General features: G+C 65.7%; 17 protein-coding genes and 3 pseudogenes. 12 read left to right on the top strand and 8 right to left on the bottom strand.

Annotated elements, in window-relative coordinates; all coding sequences use genetic code 11:
* Window positions 1-194, bottom strand: a pseudogene (locus EET13_RS15880) (IS1634 family transposase); the annotation flags it as partial.
* A gap of 639 nt (window positions 195-833) precedes the next feature.
* Between EET13_RS15880 and EET13_RS15875 the strand changes: the two are divergent.
* The 3 genes from EET13_RS15875 to EET13_RS15865 all read left to right on the top strand — a co-directional run bounded on the left by EET13_RS15875 (window position 834) and on the right by EET13_RS15865 (window position 5,607).
* Window positions 834-3,332, top strand: a complete 2,499-nt coding sequence (locus tag EET13_RS15875; RefSeq protein WP_425294248.1) for a TNT domain-containing protein — start codon at window positions 834-836, stop codon at window positions 3,330-3,332.
* Complete coding sequence (locus tag EET13_RS15870) at window positions 3,329-3,865, top strand: TNT antitoxin family protein (protein ID WP_122443190.1); 537 nt, start codon at window positions 3,329-3,331, stop codon at window positions 3,863-3,865. Before EET13_RS15875 ends, EET13_RS15870 begins: the two co-directional genes overlap by 4 nt.
* A gap of 233 nt (window positions 3,866-4,098) precedes the next feature.
* On the top strand, window positions 4,099-5,607 hold the full coding sequence (locus EET13_RS15865) for a phosphoinositide-specific phospholipase C-related protein (protein ID WP_122443189.1): 1,509 nt from the start codon (window positions 4,099-4,101) through the stop codon (window positions 5,605-5,607).
* On the opposite strand, the gene EET13_RS15860 is transcribed toward EET13_RS15865, so the two are convergent.
* On the bottom strand, window positions 5,546-5,962 hold the full coding sequence (locus tag EET13_RS15860) for a F420-dependent biliverdin reductase (protein WP_174719695.1): 417 nt from the start codon (window positions 5,960-5,962) through the stop codon (window positions 5,546-5,548). The two genes, EET13_RS15865 and EET13_RS15860, sit on opposite strands and share 62 nt — an antisense overlap.
* A 29-nt stretch (window positions 5,963-5,991) precedes the next feature.
* Between EET13_RS15860 and EET13_RS15855 the strand changes: the two genes are divergently transcribed.
* The 4 genes from EET13_RS15855 to EET13_RS15840 are packed head-to-tail and all read left to right on the top strand — an operon-like array spanning window position 5,992 to window position 9,399.
* Window positions 5,992-6,741: an SDR family NAD(P)-dependent oxidoreductase gene (locus EET13_RS15855; protein ID WP_122443188.1), complete on the top strand. Its 750-nt coding sequence runs from the start codon at window positions 5,992-5,994 to the stop codon at window positions 6,739-6,741.
* A complete protein-coding gene (cbiE, locus tag EET13_RS15850) occupies window positions 6,738-7,928 on the top strand; it encodes a precorrin-6y C5,15-methyltransferase (decarboxylating) subunit CbiE (protein ID WP_122443195.1) in 1,191 nt (396 codons plus the stop codon). The genes EET13_RS15855 and cbiE overlap by 4 nt, the downstream gene beginning before the upstream one ends.
* Window positions 7,925-8,674: a precorrin-4 C(11)-methyltransferase gene (gene cobM / locus EET13_RS15845; protein WP_122443194.1), complete on the top strand. Its 750-nt coding sequence runs from the start codon at window positions 7,925-7,927 to the stop codon at window positions 8,672-8,674. The genes cbiE and cobM overlap by 4 nt, the downstream gene beginning before the upstream one ends.
* Complete coding sequence (locus tag EET13_RS15840; RefSeq protein ID WP_122443187.1) at window positions 8,671-9,399, top strand: cobalt-precorrin-6A reductase; 729 nt, start codon at window positions 8,671-8,673, stop codon at window positions 9,397-9,399. The genes cobM and EET13_RS15840 overlap by 4 nt, the downstream gene beginning before the upstream one ends.
* Here the strand turns inward: EET13_RS15840 and sigC are convergent.
* Both sigC and EET13_RS31545 read right to left on the bottom strand, forming a co-directional pair.
* A complete protein-coding gene (sigC, locus tag EET13_RS31550; protein ID WP_244603935.1) occupies window positions 9,396-9,950 on the bottom strand; it encodes an RNA polymerase sigma factor SigC in 555 nt (184 codons plus the stop codon). The two genes, EET13_RS15840 and sigC, sit on opposite strands and share 4 nt — an antisense overlap.
* Window positions 9,951-10,118: 168 nt before the next feature.
* Window positions 10,119-10,742 (bottom strand): annotated as a pseudogene (locus tag EET13_RS31545) (DUF2275 domain-containing protein); the annotation flags it as partial.
* Between the two features lie 106 nt (window positions 10,743-10,848).
* On the opposite strand from EET13_RS31545, the gene bla reads away from it, so the two are divergent.
* The 3 genes from bla (at window position 10,849) to EET13_RS15820 (ending at window position 15,438) form a co-directional block, all read left to right on the top strand.
* Window positions 10,849-11,772 carry a class A beta-lactamase gene (gene bla / locus EET13_RS15830; protein ID WP_122443192.1) on the top strand — a complete coding sequence of 308 codons (924 nt, stop codon included), beginning with the start codon at window positions 10,849-10,851 and terminating at the stop codon, window positions 11,770-11,772.
* A 292-nt stretch (window positions 11,773-12,064) separates the two neighbouring features.
* Window positions 12,065-12,496, top strand: coding sequence for an MmpS family transport accessory protein (locus EET13_RS15825; RefSeq protein ID WP_122443186.1), 432 nt, complete (start codon window positions 12,065-12,067; stop codon window positions 12,494-12,496).
* Window positions 12,493-15,438, top strand: a complete 2,946-nt coding sequence (locus EET13_RS15820) for an MMPL/RND family transporter (protein ID WP_122443185.1) — start codon at window positions 12,493-12,495, stop codon at window positions 15,436-15,438. Before EET13_RS15825 ends, EET13_RS15820 begins: the two co-directional genes overlap by 4 nt.
* Window positions 15,439-15,541: 103 nt before the next feature.
* Here the strand turns inward: EET13_RS15820 and EET13_RS15815 are convergent, their stop codons facing one another.
* Genes EET13_RS15815 through cobG form a run of 3 tightly spaced genes read right to left on the bottom strand, consistent with a single transcriptional unit; the run spans window position 15,542 to window position 18,748 of the window.
* A complete protein-coding gene (locus tag EET13_RS15815) occupies window positions 15,542-17,014 on the bottom strand; it encodes a precorrin-2 C(20)-methyltransferase (RefSeq protein ID WP_122443184.1) in 1,473 nt (490 codons plus the stop codon).
* Complete coding sequence (locus EET13_RS15810; protein ID WP_122443183.1) at window positions 17,011-17,637, bottom strand: precorrin-8X methylmutase; 627 nt, start codon at window positions 17,635-17,637, stop codon at window positions 17,011-17,013. Before EET13_RS15810 ends, EET13_RS15815 begins: the two co-directional genes overlap by 4 nt.
* A gap of 4 nt (window positions 17,638-17,641) precedes the next feature.
* A complete protein-coding gene (cobG, locus tag EET13_RS15805; RefSeq protein WP_122443182.1) occupies window positions 17,642-18,748 on the bottom strand; it encodes a precorrin-3B synthase in 1,107 nt (368 codons plus the stop codon).
* 144 nt (window positions 18,749-18,892) lie between these two features.
* On the opposite strand from cobG, the gene EET13_RS15800 reads away from it, so the two are divergent.
* Window positions 18,893-19,564, top strand: a complete 672-nt coding sequence (locus EET13_RS15800; RefSeq protein ID WP_211189080.1) for an alpha/beta hydrolase family protein — start codon at window positions 18,893-18,895, stop codon at window positions 19,562-19,564.
* A gap of 300 nt (window positions 19,565-19,864) precedes the next feature.
* Complete coding sequence (locus EET13_RS15795; protein WP_122443180.1) at window positions 19,865-21,322, top strand: flavin-containing monooxygenase; 1,458 nt, start codon at window positions 19,865-19,867, stop codon at window positions 21,320-21,322.
* A 36-nt stretch (window positions 21,323-21,358) separates the two neighbouring features.
* Here the strand turns inward: EET13_RS15795 and EET13_RS30400 are convergent.
* Window positions 21,359-21,719, bottom strand: a pseudogene (locus tag EET13_RS30400) (hypothetical protein); the annotation flags it as partial.

The raw sequence follows: 21,719 nt of genomic DNA, 5'->3' as shown, positions 1-21,719 counted from the left end.
GTGATGCCCAGATCCAGCTCACCTTGGGCGTCATCGGCCAGCAGTCGCCGGGCCTGCTCCATAAGCAGGCCCAGTTCGGCGTCATCACGGGCCGACCCGACATGCCGGACGATCCGGCGGCGACTGCCCACCGATTCGGCGATCTGCACCGCGGTCGCACCCGAAGCCGTGCGCACCCGCCGAATCCACACCACCAGCCGAGCCTACCGACACAAATTAGTGCCTAACGAGTGCACTAAGCCGAACCATCACCCCAGCTCAGCGCATTGCAACCTTCAGAAAATGTCCAAAGTGACCCAACTCAGGTGAAAACGGCTATGGCTCTGTTTAATTCAGGGCTTGTTGGCGAATTGATGGGTGTGCCGCTGTGGAGCAGCCTGCGCCAGCAGCCCGACCGCGGAAGCCGTACACGCCCGCAGCAGCAATTTCGGCGGCGAACCGGTGAGTTGTCAGCAGCACCGCGTCGGACGCCGCACGGCACTGAGTTCACCCCTGACGACTCACGGCTATCAAGACCGTGACACCGTTGGGGCGGTGGTGAATTGACCGGCATGACACCTTTCGATATTCGCGCGCGACGATTTTCGAAAGCTTTGCTACAGCCCAGGTCGTAGGCCAGGACGTGATCGACCGCTACATGACATCCGGTCGACCAGTGCTGGTTCGCGCTGAGTGAACCACGCCGAAATCCCCCGGACGTCGAAGGCGGGTGAATGGCGACAACCCCTGCCATAGGGCAAAATCCCGGCGTGGCTCCGTTGGCAGTTGATCCCGAGGCGATGTTCGTCGCGGGCAGCACGGTGGCCGCTGTGGGTGAGGCCCTCGTGGCCGCGTTGGGCACGTTGACGGCAGGTTTCGGGGCCAACACTGGTCAAGATGCGGCTGGTGACATGTTCGGGTTTGCGTATCAGGAGGCGGCGAAGTCGCTGGTAAAGGCTGCTGCGGCGGCGATCAACGCGTGCCGTCATAACGGCGCCAGGATTCAACTGTCCGCGTCGAATTATTCCAGGGCTGAAGCGGCGTCCACGTTGGGTGGTGGCAGTGGTGTGTTGCCGGCGCCGCACGATCCGGAGCAGTTCTCGGCTCCTGGACCACCGGGCACATTGGGTGCAGGTCCACCTCCGCCGATGCTGTGGCGGGTCGTGGAGCTGTTTGTCGGTGATTTGTGGCCCAACGGGGATGTCGCGGGACTGCATGCGGCCGCGGGATGTTGGCGGGGTCTTGCTGCGGCGCTCGGCGGTGCAGAGCAGGGGCTCAACGTTCCGAAGGCGGTGATCGCCGGACAAGAGATTCCAGAAGGGCCTCTGATCCAGCCGGTCTTGTCCGAACTTGGCGCCACAATGGCAAGCCTGGGCAAGCAGTGTGAACAGTTGGCCGCCACCCTCGACAATTTCGCCGACGAGGTGGCCCACGCGCAAAACGCCATTCGGGACCTCTTGGACCGGTTGGGGTCGGCGTCAGGGTTGTGGCATGAGGTGGTGTCGATTTTCGACGGCGATGGGCTGCAAGAGGTCAAAGAGATCGCCGAGGACATCAAGGCCTTGCTGCACAACCTTGGTCGTGAAGCGCAGGCCAAGGAGCAGGCGATGCAGCGCGGAATGGGGGTCGCCGACGGCTTAGTGCGCGGGATGGAGCGCTATGTGCGCAGTGAGCTCACGCATTTTCTCGGTGCCGAAGTCGGCAATCCGCTGGCAACGGTCTTCGATTTCTTCACCAACGTCACCGAGGGTGTCTACAAAGCGGCATTCTCAACGGTCGTCGAGATGGACCAGCTCAGTCCACGACACTTTCTCACCGATCCCGAGGGTGCGGCGGCCGCTTGGGAGGGGCTGGATGTGACGGCGGTGCGTTCCCTCCCGGCATACGCACTGCTGGACCCGGACGGTGCCGCGCAGACCTGGAAAGGATTGCTGCACCTCGACGATTGGAGCAAGGACCGACCGGGATTGGGGTTGGGAGAGAACCTCTTTGACGTTGGGACGTCGTTTCTCAAGGTTGGCGAGGCCCGGCGTTTCGGCATGGGCGAGCGTGCCCCAGAGGAAGGCGTCGCCGGGGAAGAAGGTAGCGGCGCTACGCGTGTCGGAGCGCCAGGTGGTAGCGGGCAGCTGGGTGAAATCACCCACTCCGGCGAGGCGCTGACCAGCGAACTGGAGGACCTCGGCGGGGATCTGCCCAAGACCGATCCGAAGACGAGCGGCGAACCATCAGCCTTACCGACGCGAGAGCCACCGCGGCCACCGGTTGAGGCCCCGCGTCCTGCGGAATCCGCGCCCAGCATGGCCCCAGCCGAGTCCCGCTCTGCCCCAGAGGGATCCGCGACCGTGGGGTCAGCCGGCTTGCATGATCCGGCCACGCCTGTCGGATCTCGTCCGTCTCCTGCACCCGCTGCGGGGGGTGACCAAATGCCGTCGACCACTTCGCGCCTGACGGAATCCACACCCGCCCCAGGGGCAGCAGAGGGAGCGCCCGTCAAGCCAGCATCCGCGGCCACTGCACCCGCATCCCCGGCGCCGCAGGCATCAGCCCCGCGATTCACGGAATCTACTAGTCCGACTGAGTTAGCACGACCGGGTAGCGGTAGCCCGCACTGCGCTAGCGACGGCATCTCATCTAACGGTCGACCGCCGGAGTCGTCGCCCCACGTCAGTGCGGGTGACATGCCGGGTGACCGTGGCTCGCAAGAGCCGCCAATAGCCCCGGGTGACCCGTTGCATTCCCACGAGCGCTCTGGCCCGGGATGGCATCGGTTACCCGATAAAGCAACCGATCCGCACTATGGTGAGCCGTTGTCCGATTCTTGGAATTTTCCTGATGATCCGGTTGATCCCAGCGGGATTAAGAAGACCGTTGCGCAGCTTATTGCAGATCCTGAAGCGCCCTTCGGCCGCGATCCTCAAGGGCGTGCTTATACTGAACAGGAATACGTTCAACGCTTCAACAAACTGAGCCCCACCGGTGATCGGTGGATGAATTTCCCGGGAAATGATGGAGCGGTGCCGGGTACAAAGATCGCTTTTACCGACGCAGATCAATTGACCAAGTTTTACGGCAGGCAATTCGACCGGATTGGGAACGTGGACGGGAAGTATCTGGCGATCATGGTAGATGGTGTGCCGGCATCCTGGGAGGCGCGAGCACTGCATATCAATAGCTTACGTGAGCCGTATAACGCATATGAATTCGATCATCTTCCGACCGGCTGGCATGTCGAAGTGTCAGAAGTAGCACCTGGCGTGGGCCAACCGGGGGGGTCGATACAGGTTCGGATATTCGACAGTGAAGGTAGGGCGCTCAACGTGGAAGAATTGCTTGACATTGGCGTATTGCGATGAATGCCCACATAGAAATCTCCGCGAGGCTTACGGAATGGGGAAATATTGCTGGATATACCCTGACTCCTGGATCCCGCAGTGAAGATGGACGCGCAATATTCTGGGCATCGTTGGGTGAAATTCGACTCTTTATTGGCTGGAATGACCGCGGCTGGTTTGTCGTCACGGACTCTGACCGCATGGGTCCGGAACACTTCATCTTGGCTGCCCCGTCGATGGATACTATTGAAAAGTACTTTTTTGGCAGATTCTGTCAGACTATTAGACGGAAGCGTGAATTGCCGCGTTTAAGAATTCCGGTCTTGGCGGAGCAGCTAGCCCCTAACTTCCATATCGATATCCGGGACTTTGAAGGGGTTGATCGGCTGACTTTGATCTCTTCCGATGGTGCCGCGGTCGCTGTTAGCAGTTCTGATTCAGTGACTGGTACGGCGGAACTTGTCAAATTGTCATTCTTTTTGAATGTGTCAATTGATGAGATCGTCGCATCCTGCTTGGATCAGAATGGAAAGCCGTTGTTTCGGGAACGATAGCCGAGCACTAGCTTGAGTTCTGCTGCCCCTGCGTGGTCATCGTGGTCTTGGATAGGGGCGAAATGAAATTAGGCAAGGTGGGTGCTTGTCGGCCGCACCGGGTATTTCCGTCAAGCAGGCGCATTACCCAGCAGGTGCTCGACTGGTTCACGAACCCCCACCCCCAAACCGCAATTACAACACCTCGACAACATCCCTAGAAATCCGCAGGCCGCCGTGCCAAAGTAGCCCGCATGCCCGGCACCCGATGGCTGCACAGAGCGGTCGTCGTTGGCGTCACCAGTCTGGCGGTCATCACGGCCGCGCCGGTAATCGCCGACCCCTCGGAGCAAACCTCGCCCACCGCACCCTGTGACGCCATCAGCCCTATCGCGATCCCATGCGTGGCGCTCAACAAGTTTGCCGACGCCGTCGCCGCGGAATGTCGCCGCGTCGGCATCGCGGACGCACACTGCGCACTCCCGCTGGCCCATAAAGTGACCCAGGCGGCGCGCGATGCCTACCTGCAGTCATGGGTGCACCGCACGGCGCAATTCCAGTACGCCCTGGCGGACCCCTTGCCGATCAGTCAAGCTCAGTGGCTGGGCACCCACAACTCGTTCAACAGCCTCAGCGACTCGTTCACGCTCTCACACGCCGACTCGAATCAGCAGCTGTCGCTGGCCCAGCAGTTGGACATCGACGTCCGTGGCCTCGAACTCGACCTGCATTACCTCCCCAGGCTGGAGCTTCTGGGTAAGCGGGAAGTCACGGTCTGCCACGGGCTCGCACCCAACAACGGCAACCTGGGCTGCACCAACGAGCCGCCGTTGACCGCAGTGCTTCCGCAGATCAAGAACTGGCTCAACACACCTGGGCACACCGACGAAGTCATCCTGCTCTACCTCGAAGACGAACTGCAGGACGCAACGGCATACTCATCGGCACTGGCCACACTTGAAGACACCCTCCGCCGTCCGGACGGACAAAGCTTGATCTACCACCCCGACCCGGCCGGCCGCGCCACCAACGGCTGTGTCCCGCTGCCGCTGCAGACGTCACGCAATGACGTCCGCGCCGCGGGCGCGCAAGTCGTGCTCGTCAGTTCCTGCATACCGAACTGGTCGGCCGACGTCTTCACCTGGAAGGGCCCGGAGGTGGAGAGCGGCTCGACGTCGGGCTACCAGCCATACCCCACCTGCGACGCCACGTATGGCAGCGACGTGTACGCCACAAAGCTCGTCCGCTACTACGAGGACTCCACGTTGGTGTCGGCCCTGACCAAGCCAACCCGCCCACCCGCGGACCCGGCGGCGCTGACACCGTCGAAGGTGCAGGCGATGACCGACTGCGGTGTCAACCTGTTCGGCTTCGACCAGTTGCTCCCCGAAGACGGGCGCATCCAGGCCACGCTGTGGAGCTGGGCCCCCGACGAACCGCGACCGACCGCCGGAAGCTGCACCCTCCAAGCGCCCACCGGCCGCTGGGTGGCCGCGCCGTGCGACGCCCCGCACCCCGCGGCCTGCCGCAACGCCGCGGGCACCTGGACGCTGACGCCAAATCCGGTGAGCTTCGACCAGGCGCAATTAGCCTGTGCGGCCGTCAACGCAGAGTTCGCCCTACCGCGAACGGGAAACCAGAACGCCCAGCTGCACGCCGCAGCCGCTGGCGGCGCCTGGCTGCGCTACCCGCTCGCCGCGGCTACCCCACCCGGTCAAGCAAGGACGACGACCCCAGCACCCGCTCCACAAGAACTTCGATGACCACCCGCCGCGGATTGGCCCGCGGGGTCCGGTAGCGCTGGGCGTAGCGCAATTCGGCGTCTCGCACAGCGTCGATGTCCCGGTTGACCGAGGCCTTGCCTTCCAGCGACAGCCAGCGGGCGCCGTCCACCTGACTCAACACCGCGATGCCGCCGCGTTCGGCATTGACGGCCTTCTGAGAACCGCCGGTGGTGATCACGCGAGCAATATGCGTGGTGGGATCGAACGTGAAACCCACGGCCACCACGTGCGGCGAATTGTCGGCCCGCAGCGTGGTCAGCATGGCCAGATGGCGTTCGGTGAGAAACGCCATCGCGTCGTCGGTGAGCCGTGTCGTGGTCTTCGCCATCGCCACCCACGCTAGCGCAGGTGATAATCGCAGCCGTGGACGACACGGGCGCAGCTCCGGTGGTAATTTTCGGCGGCCGCAGCGAGATCGGCATCGAACTCGCGCGCCGCCTGGCTCCCGGCGCTCCGGTGATATTGGCCGCCAGAGACGCCGGCCGGCTCGCCGAGCAAGTTGCCGCCATCAAGGCGGCCGGGGCAACAGCCGTCCACACCAGGGAATTCGACGCCGACGACCTGGCCACGCACGGCCCGCTGATCGCCGCGATCACCGGCGAGCACGGACCCATCGGCACCGCGGTGCTGGCCTTCGGCATCCTGGGGGAGCAGGCCCGGGCCGAAACCGACGCCGAGCATGCGGTCGCCATTGTGCACACCGATTACGTCGCCCAGATCAGCCTGCTCACCCAGCTGGCCGCCACGATGCGAACGGTCGGCCAGGGATCGCTGGTGGTGTTCTCCTCGGTGGCCGGGGTGCGAGTGCGTCGCGCCAACTATGTCTACGGGTCGGCCAAGGCGGGCTTGGACGGCTTTGCCAGCGGTTTGGCCGACGCGCTGCACGGCAGCGGCGTACGGTTGCTGATCGTGCGGCCGGGTTTCGTGATCGGACGCATGACGTCGGGCATGACACCCGCGCCGCTGTCCAGCACCCCGGCGCAAGTGGCCGAGGCCACCGCACGTGCCCTGGCCAAGGGCCGGCGCATCGTCTGGGTCCCGTGGGCACTGCGCCCGATGTTCTTCGCCATGAGGCTGCTCCCGCAGTTCGTGTGGCGCCGGATGCCGCGATGATCATCGTTGTCGGCATCGGCGCCGACGGCATGCCCGGCCTCTCGAACGCCGCAAGACACGAATTGCGAAGGGCCACAGCTATTTACGGTTCTAAACGGCAGCTCGACCTGCTCGACGACACGGTCACCACCGCAAGACGCGAGTGGCCGTCGCCGATGCTGCCCGCCCTGCAGGAGCTGCCGGCCGATGGGCCGGACATTCATGTCGTGGCCAGCGGCGACCCGCTGCTGCACGGCATCGGCGGCACCCTGATCCGATTGTTCGGCAACGCCAGGGTCGCCGTGTTGCCGCATGTGTCGTCGGTGACATTGGCATGCGCCCGAATGGGCTGGAACGTCCACGATACCGAGGTGATCAGCCTGGTCACCGCGGCGCCGCACACCGCGATACGCCGCGGCGGTCAGGCGATTGTCCTTTCGAAAGACCGAACCACCCCCAAGGCGCTGGCCATGCTGCTCAACGAAAACGGCCGTGGCGACTCCGAATTCAGCGTGTTCGAACAGCTCGACGGACCACATGAACGCCGCCGACACGGCACCGCGCGACAGTGGGCCACCGAAACCGGAAGCGACACAGACGATCTGAACGTGATCGCCATCCGCTACCTACCCGACGAGCGCGCCTCGTCACTGCCCGACGACGCATTCGTCCACGACGGTCAAATCACCAAACACGGCATCCGGGCGGTTACCTTGGCCGCACTCGCGCCGCGGCCGGGACAGCGGTTGTGGGACGTCGGCGCGGGCTCGGGCAGCATCGCCGTCGAGTGGTGCCGCAGCGCGCCGTGCTGCACCGCGGTGGCGTTCGAGCGCGACGAACGGCGCCGGCGCAACATCGAGCGGAACGCCACCGCTTTCGGCGTCGACATCGACGTGCGTGCTGAAGCGCCCGACCAGTTCGAGGGCGCCCCAACGCCGGCGGCCATCTTCATAGGCGGCGGCCTGACCCGGCCCGGCCTCCTGGACGCCTGCCTGGACAACCTGCCGACCGACGGCCGCCTGGTCGCCAACGCGGTCACCATCGAATCGGAATCCCTATTAGTCCAGGCTAATTCGCAATACGGCGGTGAATTGCGGCGCTTCCAGCACTACCGCGGCGAGCCGCTGGGCGGCTTTACCGGCTGGCACCCGCAGCGGCCGGTGACGCAATGGACGGTGACCAAGGTGACCAAGGTGACCAAGCCGTGACGGTCTACTTCATCGGAGCCGGACCGGGCGCCGCGGATCTGATCACCGTCCGCGGTCAGCGGCTCCTCGAACGGTGCCCGGTGTGTCTGTACGCGGGCTCCATCATGCCGAAAGACCTGCTCGCACACTGCTCGCCGGACACGAAGATTGTCGACACCGGACCAATGACGCTCGAACAGATCGTGGCTGAACTCGCCACCGCCGACGCGGCCGGCCACGACGTGGCCCGGCTGCACTCGGGCGACCCGTCGCTCTACAGCGCGCTCGCCGAACAATGCCGCCGCCTGGACGCGCTGGGTATCGGCTACGAAATCGTGCCGGGGGTACCGGCTTTCGCGGCTGCCGCCGCCGCCTTGAAACGCGAGCTCACCGTACCCGGAGTGGCTCAGACGGTAACGTTGAGCCGAATCGCGACCCTGTCCACACCTATGCCGCCCGGGGAAGACCTGGCCACCCTGGCCAAGTCCGGCGCCACCCTGGTCTTACACCTGGCCGCCGCGCAGATCGACGCCATCGTTCCGCAGCTGCTATCCGGCGGCTACCGCCCCGAAACGCCAACCGCCGTCGTCGCTTTCGCAAGCTGGCCACAGCAGTGTGTGCTGCGCGGCACGCTGGCCGGCGTCGCCGCACAGATGCACGACGCAAGCATCACCAAAACCGCCGTCATCATCGTCGGCGACGTGCTGGCCGCTGACGGCTTCACCGACAGCTACCTGTACTCGACCGCACGCCGGGAGGCGCATTGACGCGACTGCTACTGCTCGGCGGCACCGCCGAGGGACGCGCGTTGGCCGCAAGCCTGCATCCGCACGTCGACATCATCAGCTCGCTGGCTGGCCGGGTGCCCGACCCTGCGTTGCCGGTCGGCCCGGTGCGAATCGGCGGGTTCGGTGGCGTCGACGGCCTGCGGCGCTGGCTGGTCGCCGAACACATCGACGCCGTCGTCGACGCCACCCACCCGTTCGCCGCCACCATCACCGCGCACGCCGCGCAGGTCTGCGGTGAACTGAACAAGCCTTATCTGATGCTGGCCCGCCCGCCGTGGGATCCGGGCGACGCGATCGTCGTGGCGTCGGATACCCAGGCTGCCGAAGCCGTTGAGCAGCAACGCTTTCAGCGTATTTTCCTGACCACGGGCCGCTCGGGTGTCAAGGCTTTCGCGGGCAGTGCCGCGTGGTTTTTGATCCGTGTGGTCACCGCACCCGACGACACCGTGTTGCCGCGTCGTCACCAGGTGGTGCTATCGCGTGGCCCGTATGGTTACGACGACGAACTCGCGCTGCTGCGCGAGCACGACATCGACGCGGTGGTCACCAAGAACAGCGGCGGCGACATGACCCGGGCCAAACTGGATGCCGCTGCGGCACTTGGCATTCCGGTAGTGATGGTGGCACGCCCGCCGCTTCCCGCCGGCGTCGCGACCGTCGGCACCGTGGCGGAAGCCGCCGCCTGGGTCGCCAGACTGAACTAGCCGGTCAGTTCGTCGCGTTCGGTGTCGGCCAGCAGCGCATCGCGCGCCCGAGCGACTCGGGATCGGATGGTGCCGACCGGGCAGCCGCACACCGCCGCGGCGTCGGCATAGGACAACCCGAGCAACTGTGTGAGCAACAGCGCCTCGCGCTGATCGGCGGTGAGTTGGGCGATCATCGTGGTCACTTCGACCAGCTCCTCAAAACCACGAGCATGAACGTGGCCGTCGAGCAGACGTTCCGGATCGGCGCCGGGTGCGCTCCGGGGCCGCGACCGCAGATAGCGGATGTGATCGGCCACCACGCGTCGTGCGATCGACAGCAACCAGGTGCGGGCGCTGGAGCGCCCCGAGAACCGGTGAATGGAGCCGATCGCGCGCAGGAAAGTTTCCTGGGTCAGATCATCGGCGCTGCCCGCATCCGACAGGTAGGTCACAAACCGCCACACATCTTGCTGCGTGGCTTTGATGAACGCCTCGAGCGCGCGCGCGTTGCCGGTCGCAGCCGCCAAGGCCAGTTCGGTGACGGCCTCGTCGTCGGTTGCCGCGGTCATGGGCATCCACCTTAAACGGCAACGCTCGCCGTGCATACGACCGGCTGTCGTAGATGTCGTGAAACGGTTGACCGGCCGCAGATGCCCGTGGCGCCGACTGTGCGCCAGCGCCGCGGGCCGGACAGTGGGCGCGGGTTCGGTCTCGGTCGGCTGTGACGCCGCCGCCCCGGTACGGTCTCGCGCCACCAGCAACGCGAACACCGTGCCCGCAAGCACGGGCACGTGGCTGGCAATGCGTGCCGCCGTCACCTCGCCGCGCCAGGCGTCGACGGCCACGTAACCCAGCAGCGCCAGTGAGTAGGTACCCGCAATGGCGGCCACACCCAGCGCCGCGCTACTCCACACGGCGGCCACGATCATGGCCAGTCCCAGCGCCAGCAACCAGGCGGTGGACTCGTGCAACAGGTGCTGGCCGTGCATCATCGCGCCGGGCTGGTGGCGAGGCATGATGCCGAAATCGATGCCGCTGATCTGTGCAGCCGCGAGCGCAATCTGGAAAACGCCCACCCCGATCAGGCACCACTGCCAGTGACGCGGGCCCACAATATGCAGCCACCGGCGAAAGCGAGGCGCGGGCGCAACGCCGGCGCTGGCCAGTATTCGTTCGGCCAGGTCCGGTCCACGGCGGGCGTCGACGGCGGCGAACCGGCGACTCTGTGCCGCCGCACCGATGAGCCAGGCGCGGCAGCGGCGGCACGATTCCAGATGGGCATCGACCTGCTGGGCCAGCATCTGCGGACGCTCACCGTCCAATCGCGCCGATAGCTCTTCACGGGCAACGTCACACCGCATGCCTGCATCGTTGCGCATGGCTGCTTCGGACGCAAAGACCGAAAACGAAGGCCGAGTCGGCGTGACGCCCACGACGCGCCGCGCGCAGCCGTGGCAGACTTTCGCGATGCGCACCCCAGGCCCGCACTTGCCAGCCGTATCTCGTCGTGAGCTGCTGTTGGCGATGGCCACGTGTGCTTCGCTCGCCGGATGTGCCCGCAGCGGCGGCGCTCACCCGGCCTCGACCGCGCCGTCACCGGCACCGGATCTGCAGAATCGCTTCGCCGAACTCGAACACCGATATGCGGCCCGGCTGGGCGTATACGTGCCGGCAACCGGCACGACGTCGGCAATCGCCTACCGCGCCGATGAGCGGTTCGCCTTCTGCTCCACCTTTAAGGCGCTGCTCGTCGCGGCGGTGTTGTACCAGTACCCGCTGAGCCACCTCGACAAGGTGGTCACCTACACCAGCACCGACATCAGATCGACCTCGCCGATCACCGAGCAGCATGCCGCCACCGGGATGAGCGTCGGCGAACTCTGTGACGCCGCAATCCGTTACAGCGACGGCACGGCCGCCAACCTGCTGCTGGCCGAGGTCGGCGGCACCTCGGGGTTCACCGGTTACCTGCGTGGCCTAGGCGACTCGGTGAGTCGCTTGGACCAGCAGGAACCGGAGCTGAACCGCGATCCTCCTGGCGACGAGCGGGACACCACCACCGCGCACGCGATCGCGCTGGACTATCAGCAGGTCGTTCTCGGGGATGCGTTGCCGCCCGACAAGCGCGCGATGCTGACCGACTGGATGGCACGCAACACCACGGGCGCCCACCGGATCAGGGCCGGCTTTCCCGCCGACTGGAAGGTCATCGACAAGACCGGTTCAGGTGACTATGGCCGGGCCAACGATGTGGCAGTGGTGTGGTCTCCGGCAGGCGTGTCTCACGTGGTGGCGATCGTGTCCGATCGTGCCTCCGCCGGGTATGACGCCGAATGGAGCGAGGCACTGGTTGCGGATGCGGCCAGGTGCGTTGCCGCAGTTCTCGCGTAATTTCCTGGCGATATCGCTCGCGGGCAACCGCTTCCGCGGATGGCAGCACCACCTCGACGGGGGGCTGGGGGTTTAGTCGCCGGCGACCGAGGTAACCAGCACCGGCGGCGCGTCCGACGCTTGCCGCGCGAGACGGAAAATACGGTGGGGGGTATGGTATAAAGTGGTCATGCAACCGCAGTCCGGGTGTCCAACGACCACCGCCGCCCGGGTCCAACGGCCCTAGTCCACGCGGCGGCCACGGCGTGGACTACGTACCAACCGGCATGGCGATGAGTGGAGGGGAACTTCGGTGCTCACCTTTCTCAAACGAGGTTGGATACCGATCGTTGTGGTCGTCGCGCTTACCGCCGGTGGCATCGCCGTGGACAGGCTCCGCGGCGTTTTCGGCTCCGATCCGATCTTTTCGTGGACGGGCAGCAACTCCGGCGTGATCGAGTCGATCAACACCAAGCACGTGACCTATGAGGTCTTCGGGCCCGCCGGCACTGCCGGAACGGTGAGCTATCTGAACAAGGAGACCCGGCCCGAACAAGCCAGCTTCACCAGCCTGCCCTGGACGTACACGATGACGACGACGCTACCGGCCGTGATCGCCAACGTTGTGGCGCAGGGCAATAGCGACAGCATCGGGTGCCGCATCACCGTCAACGGTGCCGTCAAGGACGAACAATCGTCCAGTGGGCACCACGCCCAGACGTTCTGTTTGGTGAAGGCCGCATGAACCCCGACGACGACACTCGCCCGAGATTCATGCGGGCGGTCCGCACGTTCGCAGTCCCGATCATCGTCGCCTGGCTGGCGCTGACGATCGCCGTGAACGTTCTGGTCCCGTGGATCGAATTCGTCGCGAGATCCCACGCGGTGACCATGTCGCCGCAGGATGCGCCGGCGATGATCGCCGCCAAACACATGGGCAAGAAGTTCCAGGAATTCGAATCCGACAGCATTGCGATGCTCGTCCTGGAAAGCGATAAACCGCTCGGCGACGAAGCCCATCGTTATTACGACGGTCTGGTGAAAAAGCTCCAGGCCGACCACAAACACGTGCAGCATCTGCAGGACTTGTGGGGAGACCCCGTCACCGCCGCTGGTGCTCAAAGCACTGACGGCAAGGCCGCGTATGCGCAGATCAATACGGCCGGCGACCAGGGCAGCACGCTGGGCAACGAGTCCGTCGACGCGGTTCGCAAAATCGTCGACGAGTCGCACCCGCCCGCGGGAATCAAGGCCTACGTCACCGGCCCGGCAGCGCTCACTACCGACATGACCGAGGCCGCCGACAAGAGCATGTTCAAGATGATGGGCGTGACCGGCGTGGTCATCATGATCATGCTGGCGATTGTCTATCGCTCCATCAGCACCGTGCTATTGGTGCTCTTCATGGTTTTCCTCGAGATGCTCACCGCCAGGGGAGTCATTGCGATTCTCGGATACAACGACCTGCTGGGGTTTTCGACGTTCGTGGTCGCCATGTTGTCGTCCCTGGCCATTGCGGCGGGAACCGATTACGCGATATTCCTCATCGGACGTTATCAGGAGGCGCGTCAGGCCGGACAAGATCGGGAAACGGCCTATTACACGATGTTTCGCGGGACGTATCACGTCATCTTGGGCTCTGGGCTGACCATTGCCGGGGCGAGTTTCTGCCTGCATTTCGCGCGGCTGGCCTATTTCAAGGCGCTGGGCATTCCGTCCGCGCTGGGCTTGCTGATCGTGATCGCGGGTGCGTTGACGGTGGCGCCGGCGGTCGTCGTGGTGGCCAGCCGGTTCGGTCTGCTCGATCCCAAGCGGATGATCAAGACCCGCGGGTGGCGCCGGATCGGCACCGCCACCGTCCGCTGGCCCGGTCCGATCTTCGTGGCTTCGCTGCTCATCGCGCTCGTGGGCCTTCTGGTGGTGCCGGGCATGAAAATCAGCTACAACGATCGCTACTACATACCTCCCCACCTGCCGTCGAACATCGGCTACACCGCGGCCGAGCGCCATTTCAGCCCCTCCAGAATGAATCCCGACATTCTCATGGTCGAGGCCGACCACGACATGCGGAATTCGAGCGACATGATCATATTGGACCGTATTGCCAAGAACATCTTCCGTACGCCCGGTATCGAGCGGATACAAAGCATTACCAGGCCGCTGGGCAGTCCGATCGAGCACACGTCGATCCCATTTCAAATCAGTATGCAGGCCATTCCGATCCAAGAGAATCTGCAATTCATGAGGGACCGGATGGGCGATATGCTCAAGATGAGCGACGACCTTGGCGTCATGGTCGGCTCGATGGAACGGATGTATGGCTTGCTCGGGCAGCTGAGCAATACGACTCATCGCATGGTCGGCGATATGAACGACATGAAGGCCACGCTGGACGAGATGCGAGACCACTTAGCCGACTTCGACGATTTCGCGCGGCCGCTCCGCGGTTATTTGTATTGGGAGCAGCACTGCTTCAACATTCCCGTGTGTTGGGCGACGAAGTCGGTATTCGAGGCGATCGACGGGGTGGACAAGTTCAGCGAGAACATGCACACGCTGCTCAAGGACATGAACAATGTCGACGCGTTACTGCCCCGCATGCTCGCCGAGTTCCCGCCGATTATCGATGTCGCGCGATCCATGCAGGGGACGCTGCTGACCTTGCACAGCAGCTTCGAGGGTCTGGTCGGCCAAATGTCTCGGATGACCGACACCGCGAGCGCGATGGGCCAGGCATTCGACTCCTCGAAGTCCGACGACTATTTCTATCTGCCGCCGGAAGCGTTCGACAATCCCGACTTCCAACGCGGTCTGAAGCTCTTCCTGTCCCCGGACGGTAAGGCCGCGCGGTTCATCATCACCCATGACGCAGACCCGGCAACTCCCAAAGGGATTGCCGGCGTCAAGCCGGAACTCAACGCTGCGCACGAAGCCGTGAAGGGCACACCGCTGACCAACGCCAAGTTCTATCTGACCGGCACGGCGGCGGTGTACTACGACATCCAGACCGGCTCGAAATACGACCTCATGATCGTCGGAATCGCCGCTCTCACACTGATATTCGTGGTCATGGTGATCATCACCCGGGCCTTGGTCGCCTCGCTGGTGATCGTCGGCACGGTCTTGCTCTCGCTGGGCGCGGCCTTCGGGCTGTCCGTACTGGTGTGGCAACATATCCTCGGCCTGGAGCTGAACTGGATCGCGCCGGTGTTCGGATTGATCATCCTGCTGGCCGTCGGATCCGACTACAACCTGCTGCTCGTCTCGCGTTTCCAGGAGGAAATCGGCGCCGGGCTGCGGACCGGCATCATCCGGTCGATGGGCGAAACGGGCGGCGTAGTCACCGCCGCGGGCCTGGTGTTCGCCTTCACCATGATGTCGATGGTCGCCAGTGACCTGCGCTCCATCGGCCAGGCCGGCAGCACCATCGGCCTGGGCCTGTTGTTCGACACCTTGGTCGTGCGCTCACTGATGACGCCATCGATCGCGGCCCTGCTCGGGCGCTGGTTCTGGTGGCCGCAACGGGTGCGCACACGTCCGGCCAGCTACATGCTGCGGCCGTTCGGCCCGCGCCGTCTGGTTCGTTCCCTACTGTTAGGCGAGCCCGTAGACGCGACCCCTAAGCCGGTGGGCGCTGATCACGCCAACCCGCCCAGCGGGACAGTAGGTGAGCGGACCGCGCCGTAGTTGGTCATCGAGACCGCAGTCACTGCGCCCGCCATCGGCGCGTCGGGCATCCGACTGCAGTGTCGCGGGGACGGGCGAGCCGACGGCCGCGCCGTAGCGAGCTTCAGGTCGGGTAGCGCCGCGGTGTGAATACCCGGTCACCGGAATCGGTTGAGTACCACTGGGTTTGGGACGAGCCGATGATCAGCAGGCAGCGCATGTCGATATCGGCAGGGTTCAGGTCAGCCAGTCGCACCACCCGAACATCTTCCTCAGGGCCCGACACGTCGCGGCCGACCACCACCGGCGTGCCCGGCTCGCGATGTTCGAGCAGCAAGTCCCGCATCGCGCCGACCTGCCAGATGCGCGTCTTTGAGGCGGGGTTGTAGATCGCCAGCACCAGATCGGCGGCGGCCGCGGCGGTAAGCCGGGCGGCGATCACGTCCCACGGCTTGAGCCGGTCGGACAGCGAGATCACCGCATAGTCGTGGCCCAGCGGAGCCCCGACCCGGCTGGCCACCGCCTGGGCGGCGGTCATCGCCGGAATCACCCGGATCTGCAGGTACGGCCACTGCTTCGCCTCTTCCAGCACGGCGGTGGCCATGGCGAACACGCCCGGATCACCCGACGACACCACCGCCACAGCGTGCCCCTGTTCGGCCAGCGAGCAGGCCAGCCGGGCGCGGGCGGGCTCGTCGGCGTTGTCGCTGGGATGGCGCCGCTGCCCGTCACGTACGGGAATGCGGTTCAGGTAGGTGTGATAGCCGATCAGGTCGGTCGCGCATGCCAGTTCGCGCCGGCTCTGCGGCGTCATCCAGTCCATGTCGCCGGGGCCAAGGCCCACCACCGCGACCGAACCGACGACCGACGCGCGTCGCCGGCCCCCCGGGAGCATGGCCAGCGAGAAGTACGGCACGGTGGCCTCGTCGACGTCGGCGGCCGGCAACACCCGTTGCCCCGCGGTGCTGGCCCGCTCCACGTAGAACGCGTCGCCAAGTCGGCCGGATTCCGAAAGTGCTTCCCGCACAGCATGATACGAACGGCCCAGCTTGAGCACGACGGCGGCGTCGGCGTCAGCGAGCCGGCGGGTCAATTCAGCAACCGGCAACGTGCCGGGCAGCACCGCCAGCACCTCGTCGCCGGCCACCAGCGGTGTCGCGATGGCCGCCGAGGCGGCGCTCACCGACGTGACCCCCGGAACGATCACGGCATTGAACCGCCGCGTCAGCCGAGTGTGCAAATGCATGTACGAGCTGTAGAACAGCGGGTCGCCCTCGGCGAGCAGCGCCACGTTGCGCCCGGCGTCGAGGTGGGCGGCGATGCGTTCGGTGGCCTGCACGTAGAAGTCCTCCAGCGCGCCGGCATAACCGCCGGGATGTCCCGTGGTCTCGGTGGTCACCGGATACACCAGGTGCTCTTCGATCTGTCCCGCTCGCAGATACGGCTCGGCGATACCGCGGGCGATGCTGCGGCCATGGCGGGCGCTGTGATACGCCACCACATCGGCCTCGCCGATCACCCGGGCGGCCTTGACCGTCACCAATTCCGGGTCGCCGGGCCCCAGCCCAACCCCCCACAACGTGCCGCGGCGCGTCATTCGCTATCGGTGGCTATCGCGTTGACGGCCGCGGCGGCCATGGCGCTGCCGCCGCGGCGGCCTCGTACCAGCAGATACGACATGCCGCGTGGTCGCTCGATGAGTTCCTGTTTGGACTGGGCGGAACCGACGAAGCCGACCGGCCCGCCCAGCACCGCCACCGGCGCCGGGACCCCGTCGTCGAGCAATTCCAGCAACCGGAACAGGGCAGTGGGTGCGTTGCCGATTGCCATGACGGCGCCGGCCAGCCGGTCGGCCCATAGCTCCACACCGGCCGCCGAGCGGGTGGTCTGCCGTCGCGCGGCCAGCTCGGCTGCCCCCGGATCCCCAACGAGGGACACCACCTGGTTGTTCGCAGGCAGCCGCGCGGTGGTGACCCCGGCGGCCACCATCGAGGAATCGCAGAGCACCGGCGCGCCATTCCGAAGGGCGGCCCGGACCCGGGCCACCACGTCGTCGGTGTAGGCCACGTGCTCGGCGACGTCGACCTGCCCGCAGGTGTGGATCAATCGGACCACCACGCGCGCCACGTCGGGGGGAAATCGGTCCAGATCGGCTTCGGCGCGGATGGTCGCGAACGACCGACGGTAGATCTCGGCCGCGTCGCGGATGTAGTCGAGCACTCGCTCACCCTAAGACGTCGCGGTTTCGAAGCGCTCGGTATCCGTCCCCGGTGGCCACCAGCACCGCGCCGGCCAGCGGGCCGCCGCAAGCCCGTTCGCAGCCGACGAAATGCCGGTGCACGACGGTGTCCACGTCCAGCGCGCGGGCCGCGTCGGCCCGGACGTCGGCGACCGAGCGGGCACAGCCGGGGCTGCCGGTGCACGCGCTGACCCGAAGCCACGGCGAATTCTCGTCGAACACCAGGCCTAGCGGCGCCAGCACCCGCAGCACGGTGTCGGCAACGGCCTCGTCAAGATCGCAGATCAGCAAGGATCGCCACGGCGTGACCACCAGGGGGGCCTCGATCGCGGCCACGTACTCGGCGATCCGGGCGGGCAAGACCCCAAGCGGGACGGCGGCGCCCATGGTGACGCGGCCGTCGTCCTGGGCTATCCAGCCCACGGGGGGCATGGTGGCGGGCGGGAAGGCCGCACCCGGTTGCATGCCGGGCAACAGGACGTCGAGGTCACTCAATTCCGTTACGCGCCAATATTTTCCACGTACCTCGATGAACCGTAGCGCCATTTGGATCAGTGTCGCGGCGACATCGCTGACCCGCGTCCCGGTGTCTCGGCCGGCCAGCGTCAGGGTGCAGCCGTCGTCATAGACGTGCACACCGACGTCGGCGGCCAGACCCGAGACGTCGCCGCGGCCGTCGTCAATGCTGAACCAGAACCGGCCACCCAGGCCGGCGAGCTGGGGCTCGGCGCAGATCGCGGCGTCCAGCTCGTCGACCCAGTTCCGGATGTCGGTGTTTCCACCCGCTCGCCCCGATAGTGGTGAGGCGACGATATTGCGGACCCGTTCATGCGTCGCCGACGGCAACAGGCCCGCCGCGGCGATCGCCGCGGCGACCGTTGCCACCTCGGTGATGCCGCGCAACTGCACATTGCCGCGCGATGTCAGCTCCAGCGTTCCCGAGCCGAAACGGGTTGACGCCGCGGCCAGCATGCCCAGTTGCGCCGCGGCAATGCGGCCACCGGGCAACCGAACCCGTACCAGCGCGCCGTCGGCGGCCTGGTGCACCTGTAGCGCGCCCGGGCACGCATCGGTGTCGCGGGATCGGGCCATGGGCTCACGGTACGTGATCCGTGCCGGATCAATCGGCGTGCTAGCGCAGGTGCTATCGCGTTGGGGATTCATGGATGGTCGCCGACACAGATGCCCTTGTGACTGATGTGGTTTGAATCCGAACCGTTCGGGCACACCCGGTCTGTGCGGACGGTGGAGTACGCCCCGGGGCGCCGGGCCGATGTATTCGGCCATGCGGCTCGCCCGACGATCCTGCTGTGGCACGGCATGCAGACCGATGCCCGGGCCGCCGTCCGGCCGCTCGCCGGGTTGCTGGCCGGTCGCGGCGTCGCCGTCGTGGTGCCGGACTGGAATTCCCATGCCGACGACGGCGGGCGCGCGGATCTGCTGGGTTCGCTGGAATACACCCGGCAACGTGTCAGTGGTGCTGACATTGTGCTCGTCGGGTGGTCGTTAGGGGGCGCGGCCGCGGCGACCCTCACCCTCGATGCCGCGCACTTCAATGTTGTTCTGGCACGTACTGTTTGCTTAGCTGGTGCCTTCACAGCCCCGGATCCGATTTCGGGCCGGCTCGTCGTCGGCCGGTTGTCCGCCGACCACGTCGGTACGCCAGTCACGTTGTTGCACGGCCTGGCAGACGATGTGGTGCCGGTGGGCGTCAGCCGGGTTTTCGCCGCGTCGCTCGAACGGATCGGCTGGCCGGTGGAGTTGGTGGAATTGGCGGCCGATCACGGCTCGATCGCCGGCGCCGGCTACGACCCGGTGGCCGATCGTTACCAGCCGGCAACGGACGGCGCACCGCTATCGGCGGCCGCCGAGGTGGCGGCTCGGGTCGCCTCGATAGTGGCCCGCTGAGCCATCACGAGGTGGCGGCTGGCCGGCGACATGCGCAGTGCGGGGAAGGGGTTTACAAACACCCGAGAAATTCGAGTAGCCGCCTACTCTAGTGCCCCTACTCGATGCGCCGGACACTTCACCTCGCAGGAGGCCGATGTATACCCGTTCCGGGACGGCCAAGATCGTCACGGCCTACCGCGATGCAGCAACGGTTTTCCGGCTCCAAGCCAGTCACGGCCGACTAGTTGACCGCGACCTGCACGCTACGCCGCCAAGATCGGCGTAGCGTGCAGGTCAGCGAAGGGTCGGGTGGTTGGCATGACACAGCAGCGTCCGGTGAGGGTGGCGATCATCGGTGCCGGAATGTCGGGCATGTGCATGGCGATCAAGCTGCAGGAAGCGGGCATCGACTCCTTCACCATATTCGAAAAAGCCGACGACGTCGGCGGCACGTGGCGCGACAACACCTATCCTGGGCTGACGTGCGATGTGCCCTCGCGCTACTACTCCTATTCGTTTCGGCCCAACCCGAACTGGTCGCGCTGGCTGCCGCCGGGTGCGGAGATACAGGAGTATTTTCGGGAGGTCGCCGACGAACGGGCCATCCGGCCTCACATCCGGTTCGGCACCGACGCGATCAGTGCGCAATACGACAATGGGCACTGGCGGGTCACCACCGCGGCCGGTGCGGAAACGTTCGACGTCCTGGTCACCGCGACCGGATTTTTGCGGGTGCCTCGTTACCCGGATATTCCTGGCCGCGGCACGTTCGCCGGGCCGTCGTTCCATTCGTCGCGCTGGGATCATCGTGTTTCTTTGCCGGACAAGCGGATCGGGCTGATAGGCACGGGTTCGACAGGGGTCCAGATCACCGCGGAGCTGGGGGGTAAAGTGCGTGGGCTGAAGGTTTTTCAGCGCACCGCGCAGTGGGTTGCGCCCGCGCCCAATCCCCGCTACTCGGCGTTGACCAAGGCAGCGCTGCGCCGCTGGCCGCGGCTGAACGCGCTGCCCTACCGCTTCTGGGGCTGGTACGTCAGCGAGCTCTTCGGTCGCGCGCCGATCCGGCCGGGCTTCGCCCGCGATCTGGCCACGATGCTGTGCCGCTGGAACTTACGGCTTTCGGTACGTGATCCGCAGTTGCGGGCCAAGCTCACGCCGACGTATCAGCCGATGTGCAAGCGGTTGGTCATCGCCGGCCGCTTCTACCGTTCCGTGCAGCAGCCCGGGGTCGAGGTGATCGCCGACACGATCGACCACATCGAGCCCCGCGGCGTTGTCACCGCCGACGGGACCTTGCACGAACTCGACCTACTGGTCTATGCCACCGGCTTTGATGCCCGGGCCTACGTGCGACCGATGGAGGTGGTCGGCGAGGGAGGCCGCACGCTGGATGAGGCGTGGGCCGACGGCCCAATGGCATACCGCTCTGTCGCGGTCCCGGGATTTCCCAACCTGTTCATATTGATGGGCCCGCACTCGCCGATCGGAAATCAGTCGCTGGTGCCCGTGGCCGAAGACCAGGCTGACTACGCGATGTGGTGGATCGAGCAGCTTCGTGCCGGCCGCATCAGCGCCGCCGCACCGACCGAAGCCGCCACCAAGCACTACAACGAGGACATGAAAGCCGCTATGCCGCAGACGGTTTGGGTTACCGGTTGCAGCAGTTGGTACTTGGGTAAGGACGGCCTACCGGAGCTGTTCCCATGGACACCGCAGACTCACCGCGAGCTGTTGCGGCAGCCAAGGCTTGCCGATTTCGACGTGCGTACCGCGTGATTCGGAAACGGCGGGCTGGGGAGCTCTTGGCCGGACCTAGAACCATCCGCTGGCGCCGGTATTGCCGGCGTTTCCGGCCGTGCCGAAGACAGTGGGGGACTTGACAATCACGGAGCCGCCGGTTGACGACGTCGACAGCGCGACGGTTGCGATGACGCTGGCGCCCGGGGCCAGTGTCGCGCTCGTAGGAGTCACTGCGAGAGAGCCGCTAGCCGTGCCTATCGTGATGAGGGCCGTCCCGGCGGTGTTGTTCTTGATGGGGAAGGCGTAGCTGGTCGGGCCCGGGACGGGGGCGGTGAGCGTGGCGATTCCCGTACTGCCGGTCCCACCTTGCCCAGCAGCCCCGCCTGGGCCGGACAGCCACCCGCCCCGCCCGCCGTCGCCGCCATCACCGCCG

The organism is Mycobacterium attenuatum, assembly GCF_900566085.1.
In the GTDB taxonomy this organism is placed as follows: Bacteria; Actinomycetota; Actinomycetes; order Mycobacteriales; family Mycobacteriaceae; genus Mycobacterium; species Mycobacterium attenuatum.
The sequence above is the reverse complement of the archived record's forward strand: the minus strand, read 5'-3'. Positions and strand labels throughout refer to the sequence as shown.